This is a genomic window from Caballeronia sp. BR00000012568055, from assembly GCF_029439455.1.
Taxonomy (GTDB): Bacteria; Pseudomonadota; Gammaproteobacteria; order Burkholderiales; family Burkholderiaceae; genus Caballeronia.
The window spans coordinates 108,241-125,556 of sequence record NZ_JAQFVG010000324.1 but is presented as its reverse complement, the minus strand read 5'-3'; the positions used below and the strand labels follow the sequence as shown (position 1 = coordinate 125,556).

The following is a 17,316-nucleotide window of genomic DNA, read 5'->3' as shown; positions in this document are numbered from 1 at the left end:
GCTCCGTAGCGCCGGACATGTCAATGCTTCGCCCCGATTTTGCCGCAGTGCGATATTTTTTTAATTATCGTTTTCCCCCATGCGAAATATTGCACTTGGCCGCTGTTGGGGCGATTGCTAAACGGCTGTGACAACACGCGCTATTAATGCCTGTTGTCTGTTTATTGTATTTATTCGCTGAGCCAGATCATTGCGGCCATTCGGCCAGTCGTCTTGTCACGTCGATACGAATAGAAGCGCTCTTTTTCCCTGACCGTGCAATGTGTGCCGCCATGAATACGCGACGAATCGATACCGATATCGCCTAAACGCAAACGCGCGAGTGCGTAGATATCGGCGAGGTATTTTCCGGGCGTGTCGATGGGTTTGAATGCGGCGGCGGTGGCATCGCGTTCATTCAGCAGCGAGGCGGATACGAACGCGTCGAGCACGTCTTCACCGACTTCGAATGCACTCGGTCCGATCGACGCGCCGAGATAAACATTCAAACGCGACGCAGACACGCCAGCCAGTTGCGCCACCCGCTCCCCCGTCTTCTCGACGATGCCCGCAGCAAGCCCACGCCATCCCGCGTGCGCGGCGCCGACCGCGCGGCCTTCGTCGTCGCAGAACAGCACCGGCATGCAATCCGCTGTCATTACGACGCTGACGACGTTCGGCTGATCGGTGACGCTGGCATCGGCGCGCGTGGTTTCGCCCGCGATACGGCGTGCGAGCACATCGGCTGCATCTTCGACTTGCGCGCTGTGAATCTGCGAAAGCCATGCGGCTTCCGGCAAGCCCGTCAGCGCCAGCGCGCGCCGACGATTTTCGTGGACCGCGCCCGGATCATCGCCTGTCGATAAGCCTAAGTTCAAACCGCCCGCGCCGGGTGTGCCGCCATCGAACGGGCCGGTGCTGACGCCGCCTCCGCGCGTCGTCACGAACGCTTTCACGCGCGGCGATACGCGCCACGCCGGCCACAGACAATGCTTCGGATCCAGCGCGGCGTTCGTCATTCTTCTTCGTCCTCGTAGTCGTCGCCTTCGTCTTCTTCGTCCCACTCTTCGTCGTCGCGCACTTCGTAGACTTCGACGAAATCGTCGTCTTCATCGAAGTCGATTTGCTCGTCCTGACCGAAGCCGAGCGCTTCGGCAAGTTCGGCCATGTCGTCGGGGACATCGGCGCGCCAGTGCACGTCGTTGCCTGTCGCCGGATGGATCAAACCGAGCCGCCACGCGTGCAAAGCCTGACGCGCGAACTCGTTGGGCAGCGGCCGGATCGAGCGCTTGCCGCGTGCGTGCCCGTAGACCGGATCGCCGAGCAGCGGATGCTGGATATGCGCGCAGTGCACGCGAATCTGATGCGTGCGGCCGGTTTCCAGATCGCAGTGAATCGCGCTGACGGGCTGGCCGTGCCACGTGGTGCGATCGACGGTGCGGAAATGCGTGCGCGCATGTTTGCCCGATGCGGTCTTCACCACCGCCATGCGCGTACGCTCGCGCGGATCGCGGCCGATGGGCGCATCGATGGTGCCGTCTTCCGGCATGTTGCCCCACACGAACGCCACGTAGCGACGCTTCACGGTGCGCGCCTGCATCTGACGCACGAGATCGGTCTGCGCTTCGAGCGTGCGCGCGACGACCATCAGCCCCGACGTCTCCTTGTCCAGCCGATGCACGATGCCCGCGCGCGGCAGACCTGCGGCTGCATCGCCGTATCGATAAAGCAGGCCGTTCAACAGCGTGCCGCTCCAGTTACCGGCAGCCGGATGCACGACCATGCCAGCGGGCTTGTTGATCACGACCAACGTTTCGTCTTCGTAGACGATATGCAGCGGCACCGGCTCCGCCGCAAACGCGAGCTGCTCGGGCAAGAGATCCGGCGTCAGCGTGATGACGGCATCGAGCGGAACGGGCTGACGCACCTTCGCGCGCGCGCCATCCACCAGCACGCGCCCTTCTTCGATCCAGCCCTGCATGCGGTTGCGCGAAAACTCCGGAAACACTTTCGCCAGCACCTTGTCCAGGCGCTCGCCCGCGAGATCGAGCGGCACGCGCGCGACGCGCGGCGCTTCATCGCCTGCGCGGACAGGGTTTGCATGGCCCGATGCAGCGTCGTCAGGCGAGTCGCTTGGGCTATAATCTTTGAGTTGGTCTTTGGTACTACGTGTACTTGAGCGGGTCATTTGGACGAGATTCAACGGGGGAAGCCCCGTGTGGTCGGTCGGGTCGGCAGGCAAGATTCGCCTGACTCACGATTACACGCAACGCTACGCTTCAACGTTACGGGCCGTAATCACTGCACGGGCAACCGATGCAAACACGGTCAGACACAGCTAGATTCAGCCAGGAAAAGCAAGCACTGATGCGATCCTTCAACACCTTTCATTCGATGCAGCAATCGATCAAGTATCTGGCGCTGGCCGCGAGCGTCGCCGTTATTACGGCCTGTCACGGCCTGCCGGAGAAGACCGACGAAACGGCGACCTGGAATAACAACAAATTATATACGGAGGCTCAGGACGCACTGAGCGGCCGTGACTGGGGCAAATGCGCCAAGTACTTCGAAGCACTCGAAGGGCGCGACCCGTTCGGCCACTTCGCGCAGCAGGCGCAGATCAACGTTGCGTACTGCAACTGGAAGGACGGCGAAACCGCCAATGCCGACCAGGCCATCGACCGCTTCATCAAGCTGCATCCGGACCATCCCGAGATTTCCTACGCGTACTATCTCAAGGGCATGATCCACTTCAACGACGACCTCGGTCTGTTCGGCCGCTTCTCCGGTCAGGACATGAGCGAGCGCGATCCGAAGTCGCTGCGCGAGTCGTATGACGCGTTCAAGGTCGTGGTCGATAAATATCCGCAGAGCAAGTACGCGCCGGACGCCGCGCAGCGTATGCGCTATATCGTGAACGCGCTGGCTTCGCACGAAGTGCACGCGGCGGACTATTACTATCGGCGTGGCGCGTATGTGGCGGCGATCAATCGTGCGCAACTCGCTATCCGCGAATACAAGAACGCGCCGGCGACCGAAGACGCGCTGCATATCATGATGCTGTCGTATCAGAAACTCGACCAGCCGCAACTCGCCGATGACACCAAGCGCGTGCTCGCGGCCACGTTCCCGGACAGCCCGTATGTGACCGGCAAGCGTCGCGCTTCGACCGAGAAGGCGTGGTATCAGATTTGGTAAGCGCGTTTTGATTGCGTGAAAGCAGAAAGGCCAGCGTTAAACGCTGGCCTTTTTCTTTTTTATTCAGCAACCGATTCGCTGAAGAACTCGCGCACGACATCGAGTTCGCGCGTGCGCTTGAAGGGCGGCAGGCTTTGCCAGATGCGGCGGCCGTAGGGCTTATCGACTAAGCGCGTGTCGCAGATCATCAGCACGCCGCGGTCTGTTTCGGCGCGAATCAGGCGGCCTGCGCCCTGCTTCAGCGTGATAACCGCTTGCGGCAACTGATGCACGGCGAACGGACTGAGGCCCTTCTTCGTCAGCGCATCGAGACGTGCGGCAAGCACCGGATCGTCGGGCGGCGCGAACGGCAACTTGTCGATGACGACGAGCGATAACGCATCGCCACGCACATCGACGCCTTCCCAGAAGCTCTGACTGCCGACGAGAATCGCGTTGCCATACGCGCGAAAGCGATCGAGCAATTCGGTGCGGCTGGCATCGCCTTGTACGAGCAGCGGATTTTGCCAGCCGCGCCGCTCAATGATGTCGCGCAGACGCGTCGCGATGCGATCGACCGCACGCAAGGTCGTACACAGAAAGAACACGCCGCCGCCCGATGCTTCGATCACCGGCAGCGCGGCTTCAAAAACCGAATCCGTGAATTGCGGCGACGATGGCTGCGGCAGATTGCGCGGCACGTACAACAAACCTTGCGTCGGATAATCGAACGGACTGGGCAAGGTCATGGAACGACGCGCGTTCAGACCCATTTGCGCCGCGTAATGCGTGAAGTCGCCACGCACCGAAAGCGTCGCTGACGTGAAGATCCACGCGCGCGGCACGCCAGCACGCTGCTTGGCGAAAATCGGCGCGACGGACAACGGCGTTTCGTGCAACTGAACCGTGTGCGAGAACACTTCGATCCAGCGCACCATTTCGTTCGGCTCTTCCTTCGCGACTTTCGCGGCCGTATCCGCACTTTCGACGACCGCGCGTTCCAGTTCGGTCGGCGGCGTGGTCCAGCCCGAAAGCAAGTCCTGCAACTCACGCGCGCGACGCACCAGCGCCTGCAACGACTCCGCACGTTCCGCATGCTTCGACAAGGCGGCCGCCAGCGCATCGAGATGCGTTTCGAGCGTGTCGAGCGCTTCGAACAGCGGATGAATGTCCGGCAGTTGCCCGACCGAAAATCGCGCCGAATCTTCCTTGAAAGCGAGCCGCAGATCGCGTGCTGCACGCTCCAGCGCCGCACCGAGTTTGGTCCAGTCGTCGGCATCGCGCGCATGACTCAGGCCTTCGGCGACCGTATCGCGTGCGAGTTCGAGGAATTGCGTGGTCGAGAGCGTTTCGCCGAAAAACAGCGTCGCCGTTTCCGGAAGCTGATGCGCTTCGTCGAAGATGATGGTGTTGGCCATCGGCAAAAGCTCGGCCATGCCGGTATCGCGCAACATCACATCCGCAAAGAATAGGTGATGGTTCACCACCACGATATCCGCCTGCTGCGCTTCCTTGCGCGCCTGCATGACGAAGCATTCCTTGTAATGCGGGCATTCCTGGCCGAGGCAGTTGTCACGCGTGGACGTGACCATCGGCCAGACGGGGGAATTTTCCGGGACGCTGGCGAGCTCGGCCTTGTCGCCGGTGCGCGTGATCTTGGCAAAGCGCACGATTTCCTGCAGATGCGCGGTGTCCTGACGCGTCGGCAGGCGGCCGTTGTCGGCAGTGCGTTCGAGATAATAGTGACACAGATAATTCGCGCGGCCCTTCAGCATTGCGACCGATACCGGCACGGCGAGCGCGTCGCGCACGGTCGGGATATCGCGCTGAAAAAGCTGGTCCTGCAAGTGCTTGGTGCCAGTCGAGACGAGCACCTTGCCGCCCCACAACATGGCCGGAACGAGATACGCGTACGTCTTGCCCGTGCCCGTTCCTGCTTCGACGATCAGCGTATTCTCGCCGCCATCGATCGCCGCCTTCGCGGTCGCAATACCGACCTCATCCGATGCCGGTTCTTCCGGCGCATACGGTTTATCGGACGGACCGAGCTTGCGCGCGGGACGACGCTGCGCTTCGAACATCGCGGGTTCGGGCATCGCGCGGCCGGACGCTTCCATCGCGGCCGCGACGGAGCGCGCCATATCGATCTGCGAGGCGCGCGGCCGATAGCCGTCGATCGCGCGTGCGAGCAGGCCTTCGGCGGCGAAAATGGCGTCGAGTTCGGTGCGGCGTTTGCCGCTTAAATCAAGCGGCGTTTGCGGGGTATCGCTGGAGTGTGCGGGTGAATTCAAAGCGGGATCGATCCTGCGGATTCTTGCTGCGAATGACGGCGCGGTGTGCGCCGAGCCGTCAGTGCGTGTCCGTATCCAGTTGCAACTGCAACAGCAGGATGGTGTCCTTGACCTTGAGCTTGCGCTTCTTGAGCCGCCTCAGTTCGAGGTCGTCGGCGCCGTCCATGCGGGCGATCAGGTCGTCCAGACCGTGATGCTCCGCCTGCAACTGCGCGATGCGATCGCGGATCATGGCGGCATCCGCGGCGGGTTGTCGGGGTGCACGGTTGGGCAAATTCAAGCGTTGCTGCATGCTCGGCCTCCTTTCATCCTTCTGCGCCTGCCGGCCGGAGATGTACTTCCGGACGACGACCGTTACTGGCCCTGCTGCTGTTGCTTCAACTGTTCCTGACGCTGCTGTTCCTCTTGCGCCGCCTGCTGCGCCTTTTCCTGCTGCTTGCGGGCGGCTTCCTTCTGACGCGCTTCGACTTCAGCGCGATGCGTCGCGGCGTCCTGCTGCTTCTGCTCGTAGCGATCGGCCTTCTGCGCGCGATCCTGCGCGTCCTGCACGCCGCGTGCGCGGGCATCGTCGAGCTTCTTCTGGTAGTCCGCCTGTTTCTGATCGTACGCCTTCTGATTCGCGGCGCGCTGCGGGCCTTCGGCGTTACGCTGCGCGGCGGCCAGCGCGTTCTGGCGCTGCTTGTCGTCGAAAGCCTGTTGATTCGACTTCTCTGTAGCGGCGCGGTTCGGTGCATCCGCGTCGTACTGCGCCTGCTTGATGGCGTTCTGCTGATCGCGCGCCTTCGCGCGTTCGGCGCGCTGCTCGTCGTCGAGCGCAAGCTGATCCTGCCGGATCACCTGACGCTTTTCGCGCATTTCGTTGCGCGCGCCGTCGAGACAATGATTCACGAAAAACTTGCGATAGCAATCGTGTTCCTTGACGCCATAGTTGTAGTCGTTTTCTTCGGTGCGTTTGTTGATTGCCTGCTGACGGCGTGAATAGTCGGCTTTCGCTGCATCGTCCGCACTTTTCGATGCAGCCGCATCCGACGCAAAAGAGGTCTGCGCGACTGCGGGCTGCATGGCAAACACGCACAGCAGCGACGACGCGCATGCCAGCACGCCCGACTTCAGGCTGAATGGCACCGCGAATGAAAGGCGAAATGTGGGCAAATTGATGAACGGCAACGTGATAAAGAATCCGATGCGAGACAGCCAGAGCGATGCCCAAATTCTATCACCGAGCGCCGGAGCGCTCCGGCATTTATGGCAAAATCCCCAGCTTCAGCAACCCGGCCCGCCAACGCACATGCGCCCGCGCCGCCTGTCTCCGCTCCTCGCTTCACCTTCACGACAGACGCGGCTCATGCGCTAAAACGAGCCAGCAGACAGCGCAATCATGACGGAAACCGTAGCACTCAAGATCGTACAGCGCATCGCCGCCGAACTCACCGTGCAGCCGCGTCAGGTGGCCGCCGCCGTGCAGCTTTTGGACGAAGGCTCGACCGTGCCGTTTATCGCCCGGTATCGCAAGGAAGTGACCGGCAATCTCGACGATACGCAACTGCGCACGCTCGAAGAACGCCTGATCTATTTGCGCGAGCTGGAAGACCGCCGCGCCGCCATCATCACGAGCATCGACGAGCAAGGCAAGCTCACCGACGAACTGCGAAGCGCCATTGAAGGCGCGGACAGCAAGCAGGTACTCGAAGACCTGTATCTGCCCTACAAGCCCAAGCGCCGCACGCGGGCGCAGATCGCGCGTGAAGCGGGTCTGGAGCCGCTGGCGCAGTCGCTGCTCGCCGATCCCACGCTCGATCCGCAAACCGAAGCCGTCAAGTTCGTCGATGCGGAAAAAGGCGTCGTGGATACCAAAGCGGCGCTCGATGGCGCGCGCGACATTCTCTCCGAGCAGTTCGGCGAAACGGCTGAAGTGCTGGGCAAGCTGCGCGAGCATTTGTTCAGCCAGGGCCTCGTCATGTCGAGCGTGATCGACGGCAAGCAAAACGAGGAAGGCGAAAAATTCCGCGATTACTACGACTACAGCGAAACCGTGCGCACGGTGCCGTCGCATCGCGCGCTCGCGCTGTTCCGGGGCCGCAATGCGGGCGTGCTGAGCGTGAAGCTCGGCCTCGGCGAAGAACTGGATGCGCAGATTCCGCACCCGTGTGAATCGATGATTTCGGGGCATTTCGGCATCATCAATCGCGGTCGTGCGGCGGATAAATGGCTGTCGGATGTGTGCCGCTGGTGCTGGCGCGTGAAGGTGCAGCCGCATATCGAAAACGAATTGCTGACTAAGCTGCGCGAAGACGCCGAACGCGAAGCGATCCGCGTGTTCGCGCGCAATCTGAAGGACTTGCTGCTGGCCGCGCCCGCAGGTCCAAAGGCCGTGATCGGGCTCGATCCGGGTCTGCGTACCGGCGTGAAAGTCGCAGTCGTCGATCGCACCGGCAAGGTGCTCGCCACTGACACGATTTATCCGCACGAGCCGCGTCGTGACTGGGACGGTTCGCTGGCGAAGCTCGCGCGAATTGCGCAGCAGACGCAGGCGGAACTGGTGTCGATCGGCAATGGCACGGCATCGCGCGAGACGGACAAACTGGCGAGCGAGCTTATCGCCAAGCATCCGGAAATGAAGTTGCAGAAGATCGTGGTGTCGGAAGCGGGCGCGTCGGTGTATTCGGCCTCGGAACTGGCGGCAAAAGAGTTTCCTGATATGGACGTGTCGCTGCGTGGCGCGGTGTCGATTGCGCGGCGTCTGCAGGATCCGCTCGCTGAGTTGGTGAAGATCGAGCCGAAAGCCATCGGCGTCGGTCAGTATCAGCATGACGTGAATCAGCGTGAACTGGCGCGTTCGCTGGATGCTGTCGTCGAAGATTGCGTGAACGCGGTCGGCGTCGATGCCAACACCGCTTCCGTCGCGCTGCTCGCGCGCGTGTCGGGACTGAATGCGACGCTTGCACGCAATATCGTTGATTATCGCGATGCCAACGGTCCCTTCCCCTCGCGCGAACATCTGAAAAAAGTCCCGCGTCTCGGGGATAAAACCTTCGAGCAGGCTGCGGGCTTTTTGCGCGTGAATAACGGCGAGAATCCGCTGGATCGCTCATCGGTGCACCCGGAAGCGTATCCGGTGGTCGAGCGGATTCTGGCGAAGATCAAGAAAGGTATCGGCGATGTGCTCGGCAAACGCGAAGCGCTGACGGGCCTTTCACCGACCGAATTCGTCGATGATCGTTTCGGCCTGCCGACCGTGCGCGATATTCTCGCCGAACTCGAAAAACCGGGCCGCGATCCGCGTCCGGAGTTCAAGACGGCGACCTTCAAGGAAGGCATCGAAAAGATTTCGGATCTGGTGCCGGGAATGGTGCTCGAAGGCGTGGTGACCAACGTGGCCGCGTTCGGTGCGTTTGTCGATATCGGCGTGCATCAGGATGGACTCGTGCACGTGTCGGCAATGTCCACCAAGTTCATCAAGGACCCGCACGAAGTAGTGAAGGCGGGTCAGGTGGTGAAAGTGAAGGTGCTGGAGACGGATGTGAAGCGTCAGCGGATCGCGCTGACCATGCGCATGGACGATGATGTGGCGCCGGCTTCGTCAGGTGCTGCGCAGTCGCGTAATAATTCGTCGCAGGATCGTCGTGGCGGCGAGCGCGATGCGCGTCCGAATCAGCGTCGTGAGCCGGAACCTTCAGGCGCAATGGCCGCAGCATTCGCCAAGCTGAAGCGCTAACGCAAAACTCAGTAGCCGCCTGCAAAAGCAAGGCGGCTACTGAATCGAAACAAGCTCAAATCTCGATCTTCGTCCCCAGCTCGACGACACGATTCGCGGGAATGCTAAAGAAGTCCGTAGGCTTCGCCGCGTTCTGATGCATCCACGCGAACACGCGTTCGCGCCAAACCGACATCCCCGGCAGTTCCGTCGGCACCACGGTCTCGCGTGCCATAAAGAACGATGTATCCATCAACTCGAAGGTCATGGCGTGTGTGCGCGTGATCTGTTCGAGCACGGCCTTCACGTCAGGCGTTTCGTTGAAGCCGTAGGCGGCTTTCACGAGAAACAGTCCGCCGCCAATATCCTTCACTTCCATGCGATGCGCGTCATCGACATAAGGAATATCGCGCGTGGCGAAGTTGAGGAAAATCGTGCGTTCGTGCAGCACTTTGTTGTGCTTGAGGTTGTGCAGCAGGCTCACGGGCACGAGCGAATCGCTGCCGGTCAGATAGATCGCCGTACCCGACACGCGATGCGGCGGATGCGCGAGCAATCCCTGCAGGAACGGCATCAGCGGAATACCGTCTGCGGCCGTGCGATCCTTCACGATCATGCGGCCCTTGTACCAGGTCATCAGCAAGAAGAACAGCGCCCCGCCGATACACAAAGGCAGCCAGCCGCCCTGCTCGATCTTCAGCAAGCTCGCGCCGAAGAAACCGATATCGATCATCAGAAACACGGTAATCATGCCGCCGACCAGCAGGCGATTCCAGCCCCACAGATTCACCATCACCACGGACACGAGAATGGTCGTGACCAGCATGGTCGCAGTCACGGCCAGACCGTACGCCGCCGCCAGATTTTCCGAACTCTTGAAGCCGATCACGATGCACAGAATGATGAACAGCAGCATCCAGTTGACGAGCGGAATATAAATCTGCCCGATCGCCAGATCCGACGTATGCAGGATCTTCATGCGCGGCACGTAGCCGAGCTGAATGGCCTGACTCGTCAGCGAATACGCGCCCGATATCACCGCTTGCGATGCGATCACGGTCGCCACCGTCGAGAGAATCACCAGCGGGAGCAGCGCCCAATCCGGCGCAAGCAAGAAGAACGGACTTTCGATGGCCTTCGGCGAATGCATCAGCAAGGCACCCTGACCAAAGTAGTTGAGCAGCAGTGACGGCATCACGATCATGTACCAGCCGCAGCGAATCGGCTTCGCGCCGAAGTGGCCCATGTCGGCGTAAAGCGCTTCTGCACCGGTCAGCACCAGCACCACCGAACCGAGCACGATATACGCCTGCAACACGTGCTGCGCCATGAACGATGCGGCGTAATACGGATTGAGCGCGACCAGCACGCCCGGCGCAAGAATGATGTGATAACCGCCCAGCACCGCAAGCGTCAGAAACCAGATCAGCATGATCGGACCAAACAGCTTGCCGACCACCGCCGTGCCGTGCCGCTGAATCCAGAACAGCGCAATCAGAATGACGATGGTGATGGGAATGACATAAGGCGTGAGCGTCGGCGCGGCCAGTTCGAGACCCTCGACGGCCGATATCACCGACATGGCGGGCGTAATGACGGCATCGCCATAAAACATGCAGGCGCCGAAGATGCCGAGCATCATCAGGATGCCGGGCAGTTTGCCTTTCTGGTTCACGCTGCGCAGCGCGAGCGTCATGAGCGCGAGCACGCCGCCTTCGCCGTTGTTATCGGCGCGCATGACGAACAGCACGTATTTGACGGCGACCACCATCACGATGGCCCAGAACAGCAGGGAAATAACGCCGAGAATGGAATCTTGAGAAAGCCCGATACCGTGCGACGGACTGAAGGCTTCCTTGAGGGAGTACAACGGACTCGTGCCGATGTCGCCGAAGACGACGCCGATGGCAGCGAGCGCAAGCGATGGCATCGAATGTTTGCGCTCTTGCGCGTGAGTCGAGTTAGTCATAAAAGCGAAATATCCGTCCAGAGCGGAAAAAACCGAACGCCATTCTATCTAACGCAGCACGCAAAAACGCCGTCTTGCTTGTTGCTCGAGCACCACGGAAGACGCGTACAGGAGTTTAGCATCGCGCTCTGAACACGTTGGCTCGCAAATCTGCAATGAGCAGACAAGCAAAAACGCCGTTCATCGAGCATGAAGCCCCATGAACGGCGTTCTGTTTTGAACGTGTCAACGATCAGCCGCGCGCGTTTTGCATGCCGCGCTTGATCCACGCACCGAGGTTGTGCGGGCGCACCGTATCCCATTCCTCGAATGGCTGATGAATCCACGGATTCGTTTCGAGAAACTGAACGTGATAGTCCGGCGTGACCTTCGAGCAGCCCTTGTACCAGAGCACCGCCGAACGCACGGCCGTGATCGCCGGATAACGCTCTTTCAGGTGCTCCTGCACGCGCGCCAGCGTCACGCCCGAATCGACCAGATCATCGACCAGCAGCACGTTGCCGGACAATTCGCCGCGCGTCATCGTGATGTATTGCGCGATATCGAGATCGCCCTGCTGCGTGCCCGCCGCTTCGCGATACGAACTCGTGGCAAGAATCGCCAGCGGCAGATCGTAGATGCGGGAGAGTTGATCGCCTACGCGCAGGCCGCCGCGCGCCAGGCACAGGATCTTGTCGAACTTCCAGCCCGATTCATGCACCTTGAGCGCGAGCAGTTCGATCAACCGGTGATATTCGTCCCAGTTGACCCAGAGGTTCTTTTCGTCGTTACGCGGGTCGGTCATCGCGATCATGATGAGGCTCTTTCAATTGCAAATTACGGTTATATACGAAATGTGGCCGCGTATTGGGGAATAGGCGGCCACATTCTTTACTGCATCAGGCTCGGTTCAAACGCTCGCGCGCTCAGACCTTGAACGGATGACGAAGCAAAATGGTTTCGTCACGATCCGGACCGGTCGAAACCATATCGATCGGCACGCCCGCGACTTCCTGCACGCGCGTGAGGTAAGCGCGCGCGCTTTCCGGCAGCGCATCCCATTGCGTGATGCCGATGGTGCTTTCCTTCCAGCCGCTGAAGGTCTCGTAGACCGGCTCGCAACGCGCCACTTCCGATGCGCCGCGCGGCAGGATATCGACCGGCTTGCCGTCGAGCGTGTAGCCCGTGCACAGACGCACTTCGTCGAGACCGTCGAGCACGTCGAGCTTGGTGATGCACAGGCCCGAAATGCCGTTGATCTGGATCGAGCGGCGCAGCGCGGCGGCATCGAGCCAGCCGGTGCGGCGCGGACGGCCGGTCACCGAACCGAATTCCTTGCCGACGGTGGCGAGCGTGAGACCGATCTGGTCCTGACGTTCGGCGTTATCGGCATCGTACAGTTCGCTCGGGAACGGGCCCGAACCGACGCGCGTGCAATACGCCTTGGTGATGCCGAGAATGTAGTTCAGACGCTGCGGCCCGATCCCCGCGCCCGCCGTTGCCGCACCCGCCACGCAATTGCTCGACGTGACATACGGATACGTGCCGTGGTCGATATCGAGCAGCGTGCCCTGTGCGCCTTCGAACAGCAGATTGCTGCCGGAGTGATTGGCATCGTAGAGACGGCGGGAGACGTCGGTGACCATGGGCGCGAGACGCTCGGCGTAACCGAGCATGGTGTCCAGCGTTTCCTGAAAATCGACGGCCTTCGCGCCGAGGTATTGCGTGAGCACGAAGTTATGGAAGTCGAGCGCTTCACGCAGACGCGTTTCGAACACTTCACGATCGAACAAGTCCTGCACGCGCAAGCCACGACGCGCCACCTTGTCTTCGTAAGCCGGTCCGATACCGCGCCCCGTCGTGCCGATCTTGCCCGCGCCGCGCTTGGCTTCGCGCGCCTGGTCGATGGCGACGTGATACGGCAGCACGAGCGTGGCCGCTTCGGAAATGAACAGACGTTTCTGGACGTCGATACCCGCCGATTCCAGTTCGTCGATTTCCTTGAACAGCGCTTCCGGCGACAGAACCACGCCGTTGCCGATATAACAGGCCGTGCCGGCGCGCATGATGCCCGACGGGATGAGGCGAAGAATGGTCTTCTTGCCACCGATGATGAGCGTATGCCCGGCGTTATGACCGCCCTGGAAGCGCACGACGCCCTGGGCGTGGTCCGTCAGCCAGTCGACGATCTTGCCCTTGCCCTCATCACCCCACTGGGTGCCCACCACGACGACATTGCGTCCTGGGTTCACATTCACTGCGCTGGCAGACATGTTGATTCGTTAGCTGGTTAAAAACGTATTTTACCTATGTTCTCGGGCACTTCCGAGTTTTTCGGGATACGTTTCGTGATTTCGTCACGCTCGGTTTATGTGCCGAGCGACGGGTGTTTCGCGATTTGACTTCTTACGCGCGCGGTTCAACGGCCCACTCGCCGTCGCGTTCGACCAGCACGCGGTCGAAGGCGAATTCGTCCAGATCGTGCTCGTGGCCCGGTAGCGCCTGAATCACCACTTCGCCTGCATCGCGCAGGGCGGAAATGGCGGCGCGCAGCGGTTCTTCGTGCTTCCACGGTGCGAGGATCGCGCTGCCGCGTGCATCGACGGGGGAAATGCGCGCCACTTCGCGCAGATCGAGCGAGAAACCCGTCGCCGGACGCGCACGGCCGTACGCAAGACCGACGTCGTCGTAACGGCCGCCGCGTGCAACCGCGTTCGGCACGCCATCGACGTAAGCCGTGAACATCACGCCGCTGTGATACGCGTAGCCGCGCAGATCGGCCAGATCGATCATCACTTCCGCGCCTTCGACTTGTCCCGCGAGGAACGCGAGGTCGTCGAGCGCGCGCGCGATCACCGGCAGATTCGGCAAACGGCCACGCGCGATGGTCAGCACCGAGGCATCGCCATACAGCGACGGCAGCGCGCGCAGCGCCTCGCGCGGCACCGGGCCGAGATGCGCGGTCAGTTCGTTCAGGCGCGGCACGTCCTTGCTGGCGAGCGCGTCGTACAGCGCTTCACCAAGCGATGCCGCCGCCGGTTCCAGTTCCAGCAGCGCGGCCAGCACGCCCGCGTGCGCCAGATCGAGCCGCACTTTTTGCAGGCCGGCGAGATGCAGCGAATCGAGCATCAGTTGCTGGATTTCGAGGTCCGCTTCCAGTCCCGCATGACCGTAGATTTCCGCGCCGATCTGAATCTGCTCGCGCGTCGCGTGCAGGCCGCGCGGACGCGTATGCAGCACCACGCCCGCGTAACACAGACGCGTCACGCCCTGACGATTCAGCAAATGTGCATCAATACGCGAGACCTGCGGCGTGATGTCCGCGCGCAGGCCGAGCGTGCGCCCGGACAATTGATCGACGAGCTTGAAGGTGCGCAGGTTGAGATCGGACCCGCCGCTGGTCAGCAGCGATTCGAGATATTCGAGCATCGGCGGCATCACCAGTTCGTAACCGTAGGAACGGAAACGATCCAGCAGATGGCGGCGCAACTCTTCGATCTTGCGGGCTTCCGACGGCAAGACGTCGGCGATATTCTCGGGAAGTAACCAGGTGGACATCGATACGTTTCCTACGAAGCGCGGTGTACGGCGCCGGGTTTCAACGCCCGCACCGGAAGACAGCAGACAAAGACAGATTAGGCGAAATTCTCAGATCGCAACTCAGGTGGCGATGAGCAGCAGAATCAGCCCGAGCACCATCGCCACCAGCCCGCCGATGCGGATATGGTGCGGCGGCCGTTCGGCGATCCGCCGGAACGTGTCGCGCCAGGTGGTCGGGAACACGAAGGGAAACATCCCTTCGATTATCAGCATCAACGCAAGGGCGAGCAGTAACGTCTCGAGCATGTCTCTGAGAAGAAAGCGCCGCCTCAGACAAGGCGGCGCGATGCGGGCGCGATCAGCGCCTCGTTATCGTTTCAGCGTAGCTGCGGGCGCGGACGTATCCGCGCTGCCGCCGTTCGGGCCGCGCATGAAGCGGAAGAATTCGCTGCTCGGGTCAACGACGATCACATCGCCCGGCTTGAACGTCTTCTTATACGCTTCCAGGCTCTTGTAGAACTGGTAGAACTGCGGATCGCGTCCGTAGGCGTCGGCGGCTATGGCGGCGGATTTGCTGTCGCCTTCGCCCTTGATCGACTGCGCCTGACTATAGGCATCGGCGAGAATTTGTTGTTGCTCGCGCTCGGCGTCGGCCTTGATCTTGTCGGCTTCGGCCGTGCCCTTGGCGCGCTCGTTCGCCGCTGCCTGCTGGCGCTCCGCGATCATGCGCTTGTAGACCGAATCCGCCACCGCCGACGGAAAGTCGATGCGCGTCATCTGCAGATCGACGAGTTGCACGCCGAAGGCCGCCGCAGCGCTTTCCACCGACTTCTGCGCGTCCGCGGCCAGCGTCTGCTGATTGCCGAGCGCATCCGTCAGCGTGCGCCTGGCGAAGCCGCTGGTGAGCGCGCTGCGCGCCAAAGCGACGATGCGTTCTTCAGCCGTCTGCGTGTTCTTCTCGTTGCTTTCGAAGAGCTTGAGCGGATCGGCGACGCGGTACTTGATGACCGTGTTCACCAGCACTTCGCTCTTGTCCGACGTGGCAAAGCGGTCCGCGCCCGCCTCGTCGATGGTCAGCGTACGCGTGTCGATCAGTGTGAGCGTCTGGAACGGAATCGGCAGTTTGAAATGCAGGCCGGGGCCGTCGAGCTGCGCATTGCTGTCGCCATGCGAGGAGACGATGCCCGCATGCCGTTCGTCGACGGTAAAGATCATCGACGAGCCGATAAACAGCACGATCACGATGGCGACGATAAGCGCGATGATTCGATTCATGTTCGCGCTCCTTATTGCAGGTCTTCGGAACGGCTGCGCGAGCGGAACGCATCGCGCGAGCGCAGCGGGTCGCTGGCGGCGTTCGCATTGCTGGCGGCGCTGGCGGGCGCGCTTGCCGTTGCAGGCGCCGGTGCGGGCACATTCTGCGCACGCGCTTGCGGCGCTTCGGCTGCCGGTGCGCTCGCGGGCGCGGCGGCGCTTGCCGGTGCTTCCGCCGATACCGAAGCCGCAGCCTGCTGCCGATTCTGCTCAACGAGCTTGTCCAGCGGCAGATACACCACGTTATTCCCCGACTTGCTATCGACGTACACCTTCGTGGTGCGCGAGTAGATCTGCTGCATCGTGTCCAGGTACATTTGCTGACGGATGACGGCGGGCGCCTTCGAATACTCGGCGTAGACCTCCTTGAAGCGCTCGGCATCGCCCTGCGCCTGCGTGACTTCGCGATTGCTGTACGCCGTCGCTTCGTCGATCATTTTCGCGGCGTCGGTCTTGGCGCGCGGGATCAGCTGATCGGCGTAGGCCTGCGCGGTATCGCGGGCGCGCTCGTTGTCCTGACGCACGCGCGAAGCTTCCTCGAACGCGGATTGCACCTGCGTCGGCACCTGCACGCTTTGTACGGTGACGCCGGTGATTTGCAGACCGCTGCGGTACGCATCGAGCGAAGCCTGAATCGATTCGGTCAGACGCGCACGCAAAGCCTGACGATCGCGATAAAGCAGGTCGTCGGTTTTCAGCCCGCCCGCGATCTCGCGAATAGCCGATTGCGCCGCCTGCGTCACCGTCGCGCTTTCGTCCTGACTGACGCTGCGGAACAGGAAGTCGGTCGGCGACTTGATCTGATATTGCACGGCGATGCGCACATCGACGATATCGGCTTCGTTCGTCAGCAGCGACGCATCACGCACATTGCCTTGCGACAACGCCGTGCCGCGCCCCACTTCGACCGAGCGAATCTGCGAGGTATCGACGATTTCATGCGACTGGAACGGGTACGGCAGACGCCAGTGAATGCCCTGCGCGACCGTCTGACGATACTTGCCGAACTGCGACACCACGCCCACATGGCCGTCCTGCACCACGAAGACGCCGCTGCCCAGATAAATCGCGATCAACACGCCAATGACGATACCCGCGCCAATGCGCGTGCCGCGCCCGTTACCTTCGCGCGGACCGCCGCCGTTGCCCGGCTTGCGTCCGAAAATGCCCGCGATGCGGCGGTTGAAGTCGCGCCACATTTCATCGAGATCGGGCGGGCCGTCTTCCTTGCCGTCCGGACGACGATTGTCCTGCGGACGCTTCGAGTCGTTCTTCACGCCATTGCCGTCGCCCCGCCCCCAGCGCGGGTCGTTGATCGAAAAGACGGCAGGCAGATGCTGCCGGTTGGACCGCTCGTTGTAGTCGTTCACTCG

The 17,316-nt window shown here is 61.6% G+C and carries 14 protein-coding genes; 2 read left to right on the top strand and 12 right to left on the bottom strand.

Annotated elements, in window-relative coordinates; genetic code table 11:
* Positions 1-170: 170 nt before the first annotated feature.
* Together pgeF and P7F28_RS27345 are read right to left on the bottom strand one after the other, a co-directional pair.
* Complete coding sequence (pgeF, locus tag P7F28_RS27350; protein WP_277187974.1) at positions 171-998, bottom strand: peptidoglycan editing factor PgeF; 828 nt, start codon at positions 996-998, stop codon at positions 171-173.
* Positions 995-2,167, bottom strand: coding sequence for an RluA family pseudouridine synthase (locus P7F28_RS27345; RefSeq protein WP_277187973.1), 1,173 nt, complete (start codon positions 2,165-2,167; stop codon positions 995-997). The genes pgeF and P7F28_RS27345 overlap by 4 nt, the downstream gene beginning before the upstream one ends.
* Before the next feature lie 179 nt (positions 2,168-2,346).
* Here P7F28_RS27345 and P7F28_RS27340 point away from each other — a divergent pair, with 179 nt between their 5' ends.
* Positions 2,347-3,177 carry an outer membrane protein assembly factor BamD gene (locus P7F28_RS27340; protein WP_277187972.1) on the top strand — a complete coding sequence of 277 codons (831 nt, stop codon included), beginning with the start codon at positions 2,347-2,349 and terminating at the stop codon, positions 3,175-3,177.
* A 59-nt stretch (positions 3,178-3,236) separates the two neighbouring features.
* On the opposite strand, the gene P7F28_RS27335 is transcribed toward P7F28_RS27340, so the two are convergent.
* From P7F28_RS27335 to P7F28_RS27325, 3 genes are all read right to left on the bottom strand, one after another.
* Positions 3,237-5,447, bottom strand: a complete 2,211-nt coding sequence (locus P7F28_RS27335) for an ATP-dependent DNA helicase (RefSeq protein WP_277187971.1) — start codon at positions 5,445-5,447, stop codon at positions 3,237-3,239.
* A gap of 58 nt (positions 5,448-5,505) precedes the next feature.
* Positions 5,506-5,739 carry a DUF465 domain-containing protein gene (locus tag P7F28_RS27330; protein ID WP_370467419.1) on the bottom strand — a complete coding sequence of 78 codons (234 nt, stop codon included), beginning with the start codon at positions 5,737-5,739 and terminating at the stop codon, positions 5,506-5,508.
* A 62-nt stretch (positions 5,740-5,801) separates the two neighbouring features.
* Positions 5,802-6,509 carry a colicin transporter gene (locus P7F28_RS27325; protein WP_370467420.1) on the bottom strand — a complete coding sequence of 236 codons (708 nt, stop codon included), beginning with the start codon at positions 6,507-6,509 and terminating at the stop codon, positions 5,802-5,804.
* A gap of 316 nt (positions 6,510-6,825) precedes the next feature.
* Here P7F28_RS27325 and P7F28_RS27320 point away from each other — a divergent pair, with 316 nt between their 5' ends.
* Entirely contained in the window at positions 6,826-9,162 is a 2,337-nt protein-coding gene (locus tag P7F28_RS27320) for a Tex family protein (RefSeq protein ID WP_277187969.1), read from the top strand.
* 55 nt (positions 9,163-9,217) lie between these two features.
* On the opposite strand, the gene P7F28_RS27315 is transcribed toward P7F28_RS27320, so the two are convergent.
* The 7 genes from P7F28_RS27315 to hflK all read right to left on the bottom strand — a co-directional run bounded on the left by P7F28_RS27315 (position 9,218) and on the right by hflK (position 17,313).
* Positions 9,218-11,110 carry a potassium transporter Kup gene (locus P7F28_RS27315; protein ID WP_277187968.1) on the bottom strand — a complete coding sequence of 631 codons (1,893 nt, stop codon included), beginning with the start codon at positions 11,108-11,110 and terminating at the stop codon, positions 9,218-9,220.
* Between the two features lie 232 nt (positions 11,111-11,342).
* Positions 11,343-11,903 carry a phosphoribosyltransferase gene (locus tag P7F28_RS27310; RefSeq protein ID WP_277187967.1) on the bottom strand — a complete coding sequence of 187 codons (561 nt, stop codon included), beginning with the start codon at positions 11,901-11,903 and terminating at the stop codon, positions 11,343-11,345.
* Between the two features lie 112 nt (positions 11,904-12,015).
* Complete coding sequence (locus tag P7F28_RS27305; RefSeq protein WP_277187966.1) at positions 12,016-13,362, bottom strand: adenylosuccinate synthase; 1,347 nt, start codon at positions 13,360-13,362, stop codon at positions 12,016-12,018.
* Between the two features lie 133 nt (positions 13,363-13,495).
* The gene (locus P7F28_RS27300; RefSeq protein WP_277187965.1) at positions 13,496-14,647 is read right to left on the bottom strand and encodes an ATP phosphoribosyltransferase regulatory subunit; all 1,152 of its coding nucleotides are present in this window, start codon (positions 14,645-14,647) and stop codon (positions 13,496-13,498) included.
* 102 nt (positions 14,648-14,749) lie between these two features.
* The gene (locus P7F28_RS27295) at positions 14,750-14,935 is read right to left on the bottom strand and encodes a DUF2065 domain-containing protein (RefSeq protein ID WP_277187964.1); all 186 of its coding nucleotides are present in this window, start codon (positions 14,933-14,935) and stop codon (positions 14,750-14,752) included.
* A 63-nt stretch (positions 14,936-14,998) separates the two neighbouring features.
* Positions 14,999-15,904, bottom strand: a complete 906-nt coding sequence (hflC, locus tag P7F28_RS27290) for a protease modulator HflC (RefSeq protein ID WP_277187963.1) — start codon at positions 15,902-15,904, stop codon at positions 14,999-15,001.
* Positions 15,905-15,915: 11 nt separating this feature from the next.
* Positions 15,916-17,313, bottom strand: a complete 1,398-nt coding sequence (hflK, locus tag P7F28_RS27285; protein ID WP_277187962.1) for an FtsH protease activity modulator HflK — start codon at positions 17,311-17,313, stop codon at positions 15,916-15,918.
* Between the last annotated feature and the right edge of the window lie 3 nt (positions 17,314-17,316).

Coding starts and splice junctions, on each gene's coding strand:
- pgeF (WP_277187974.1), bottom strand. CDS start 998: ATGACGAACGCCGCGCTGGATCCGAAGCATTGTCTGTGGCCGGCGTGG.
- P7F28_RS27345 (WP_277187973.1), bottom strand. CDS start 2,167: ATGACCCGCTCAAGTACACGTAGTACCAAAGACCAACTCAAAGATTAT.
- P7F28_RS27340 (WP_277187972.1), top strand. CDS start 2,347: ATGCGATCCTTCAACACCTTTCATTCGATGCAGCAATCGATCAAGTAT.
- P7F28_RS27330 (WP_370467419.1), bottom strand. CDS start 5,739: ATGCAGCAACGCTTGAATTTGCCCAACCGTGCACCCCGACAACCCGCC.
- P7F28_RS27325 (WP_370467420.1), bottom strand. CDS start 6,509: ATGCAGCCCGCAGTCGCGCAGACCTCTTTTGCGTCGGATGCGGCTGCA.
- P7F28_RS27320 (WP_277187969.1), top strand. CDS start 6,826: ATGACGGAAACCGTAGCACTCAAGATCGTACAGCGCATCGCCGCCGAA.
- P7F28_RS27315 (WP_277187968.1), bottom strand. CDS start 11,110: ATGACTAACTCGACTCACGCGCAAGAGCGCAAACATTCGATGCCATCG.
- P7F28_RS27310 (WP_277187967.1), bottom strand. CDS start 11,903: ATGATCGCGATGACCGACCCGCGTAACGACGAAAAGAACCTCTGGGTC.
- P7F28_RS27305 (WP_277187966.1), bottom strand. CDS start 13,362: ATGTCTGCCAGCGCAGTGAATGTGAACCCAGGACGCAATGTCGTCGTG.
- P7F28_RS27300 (WP_277187965.1), bottom strand. CDS start 14,647: ATGTCCACCTGGTTACTTCCCGAGAATATCGCCGACGTCTTGCCGTCG.
- P7F28_RS27295 (WP_277187964.1), bottom strand. CDS start 14,935: ATGCTCGAGACGTTACTGCTCGCCCTTGCGTTGATGCTGATAATCGAA.
- hflC (WP_277187963.1), bottom strand. CDS start 15,904: ATGAATCGAATCATCGCGCTTATCGTCGCCATCGTGATCGTGCTGTTT.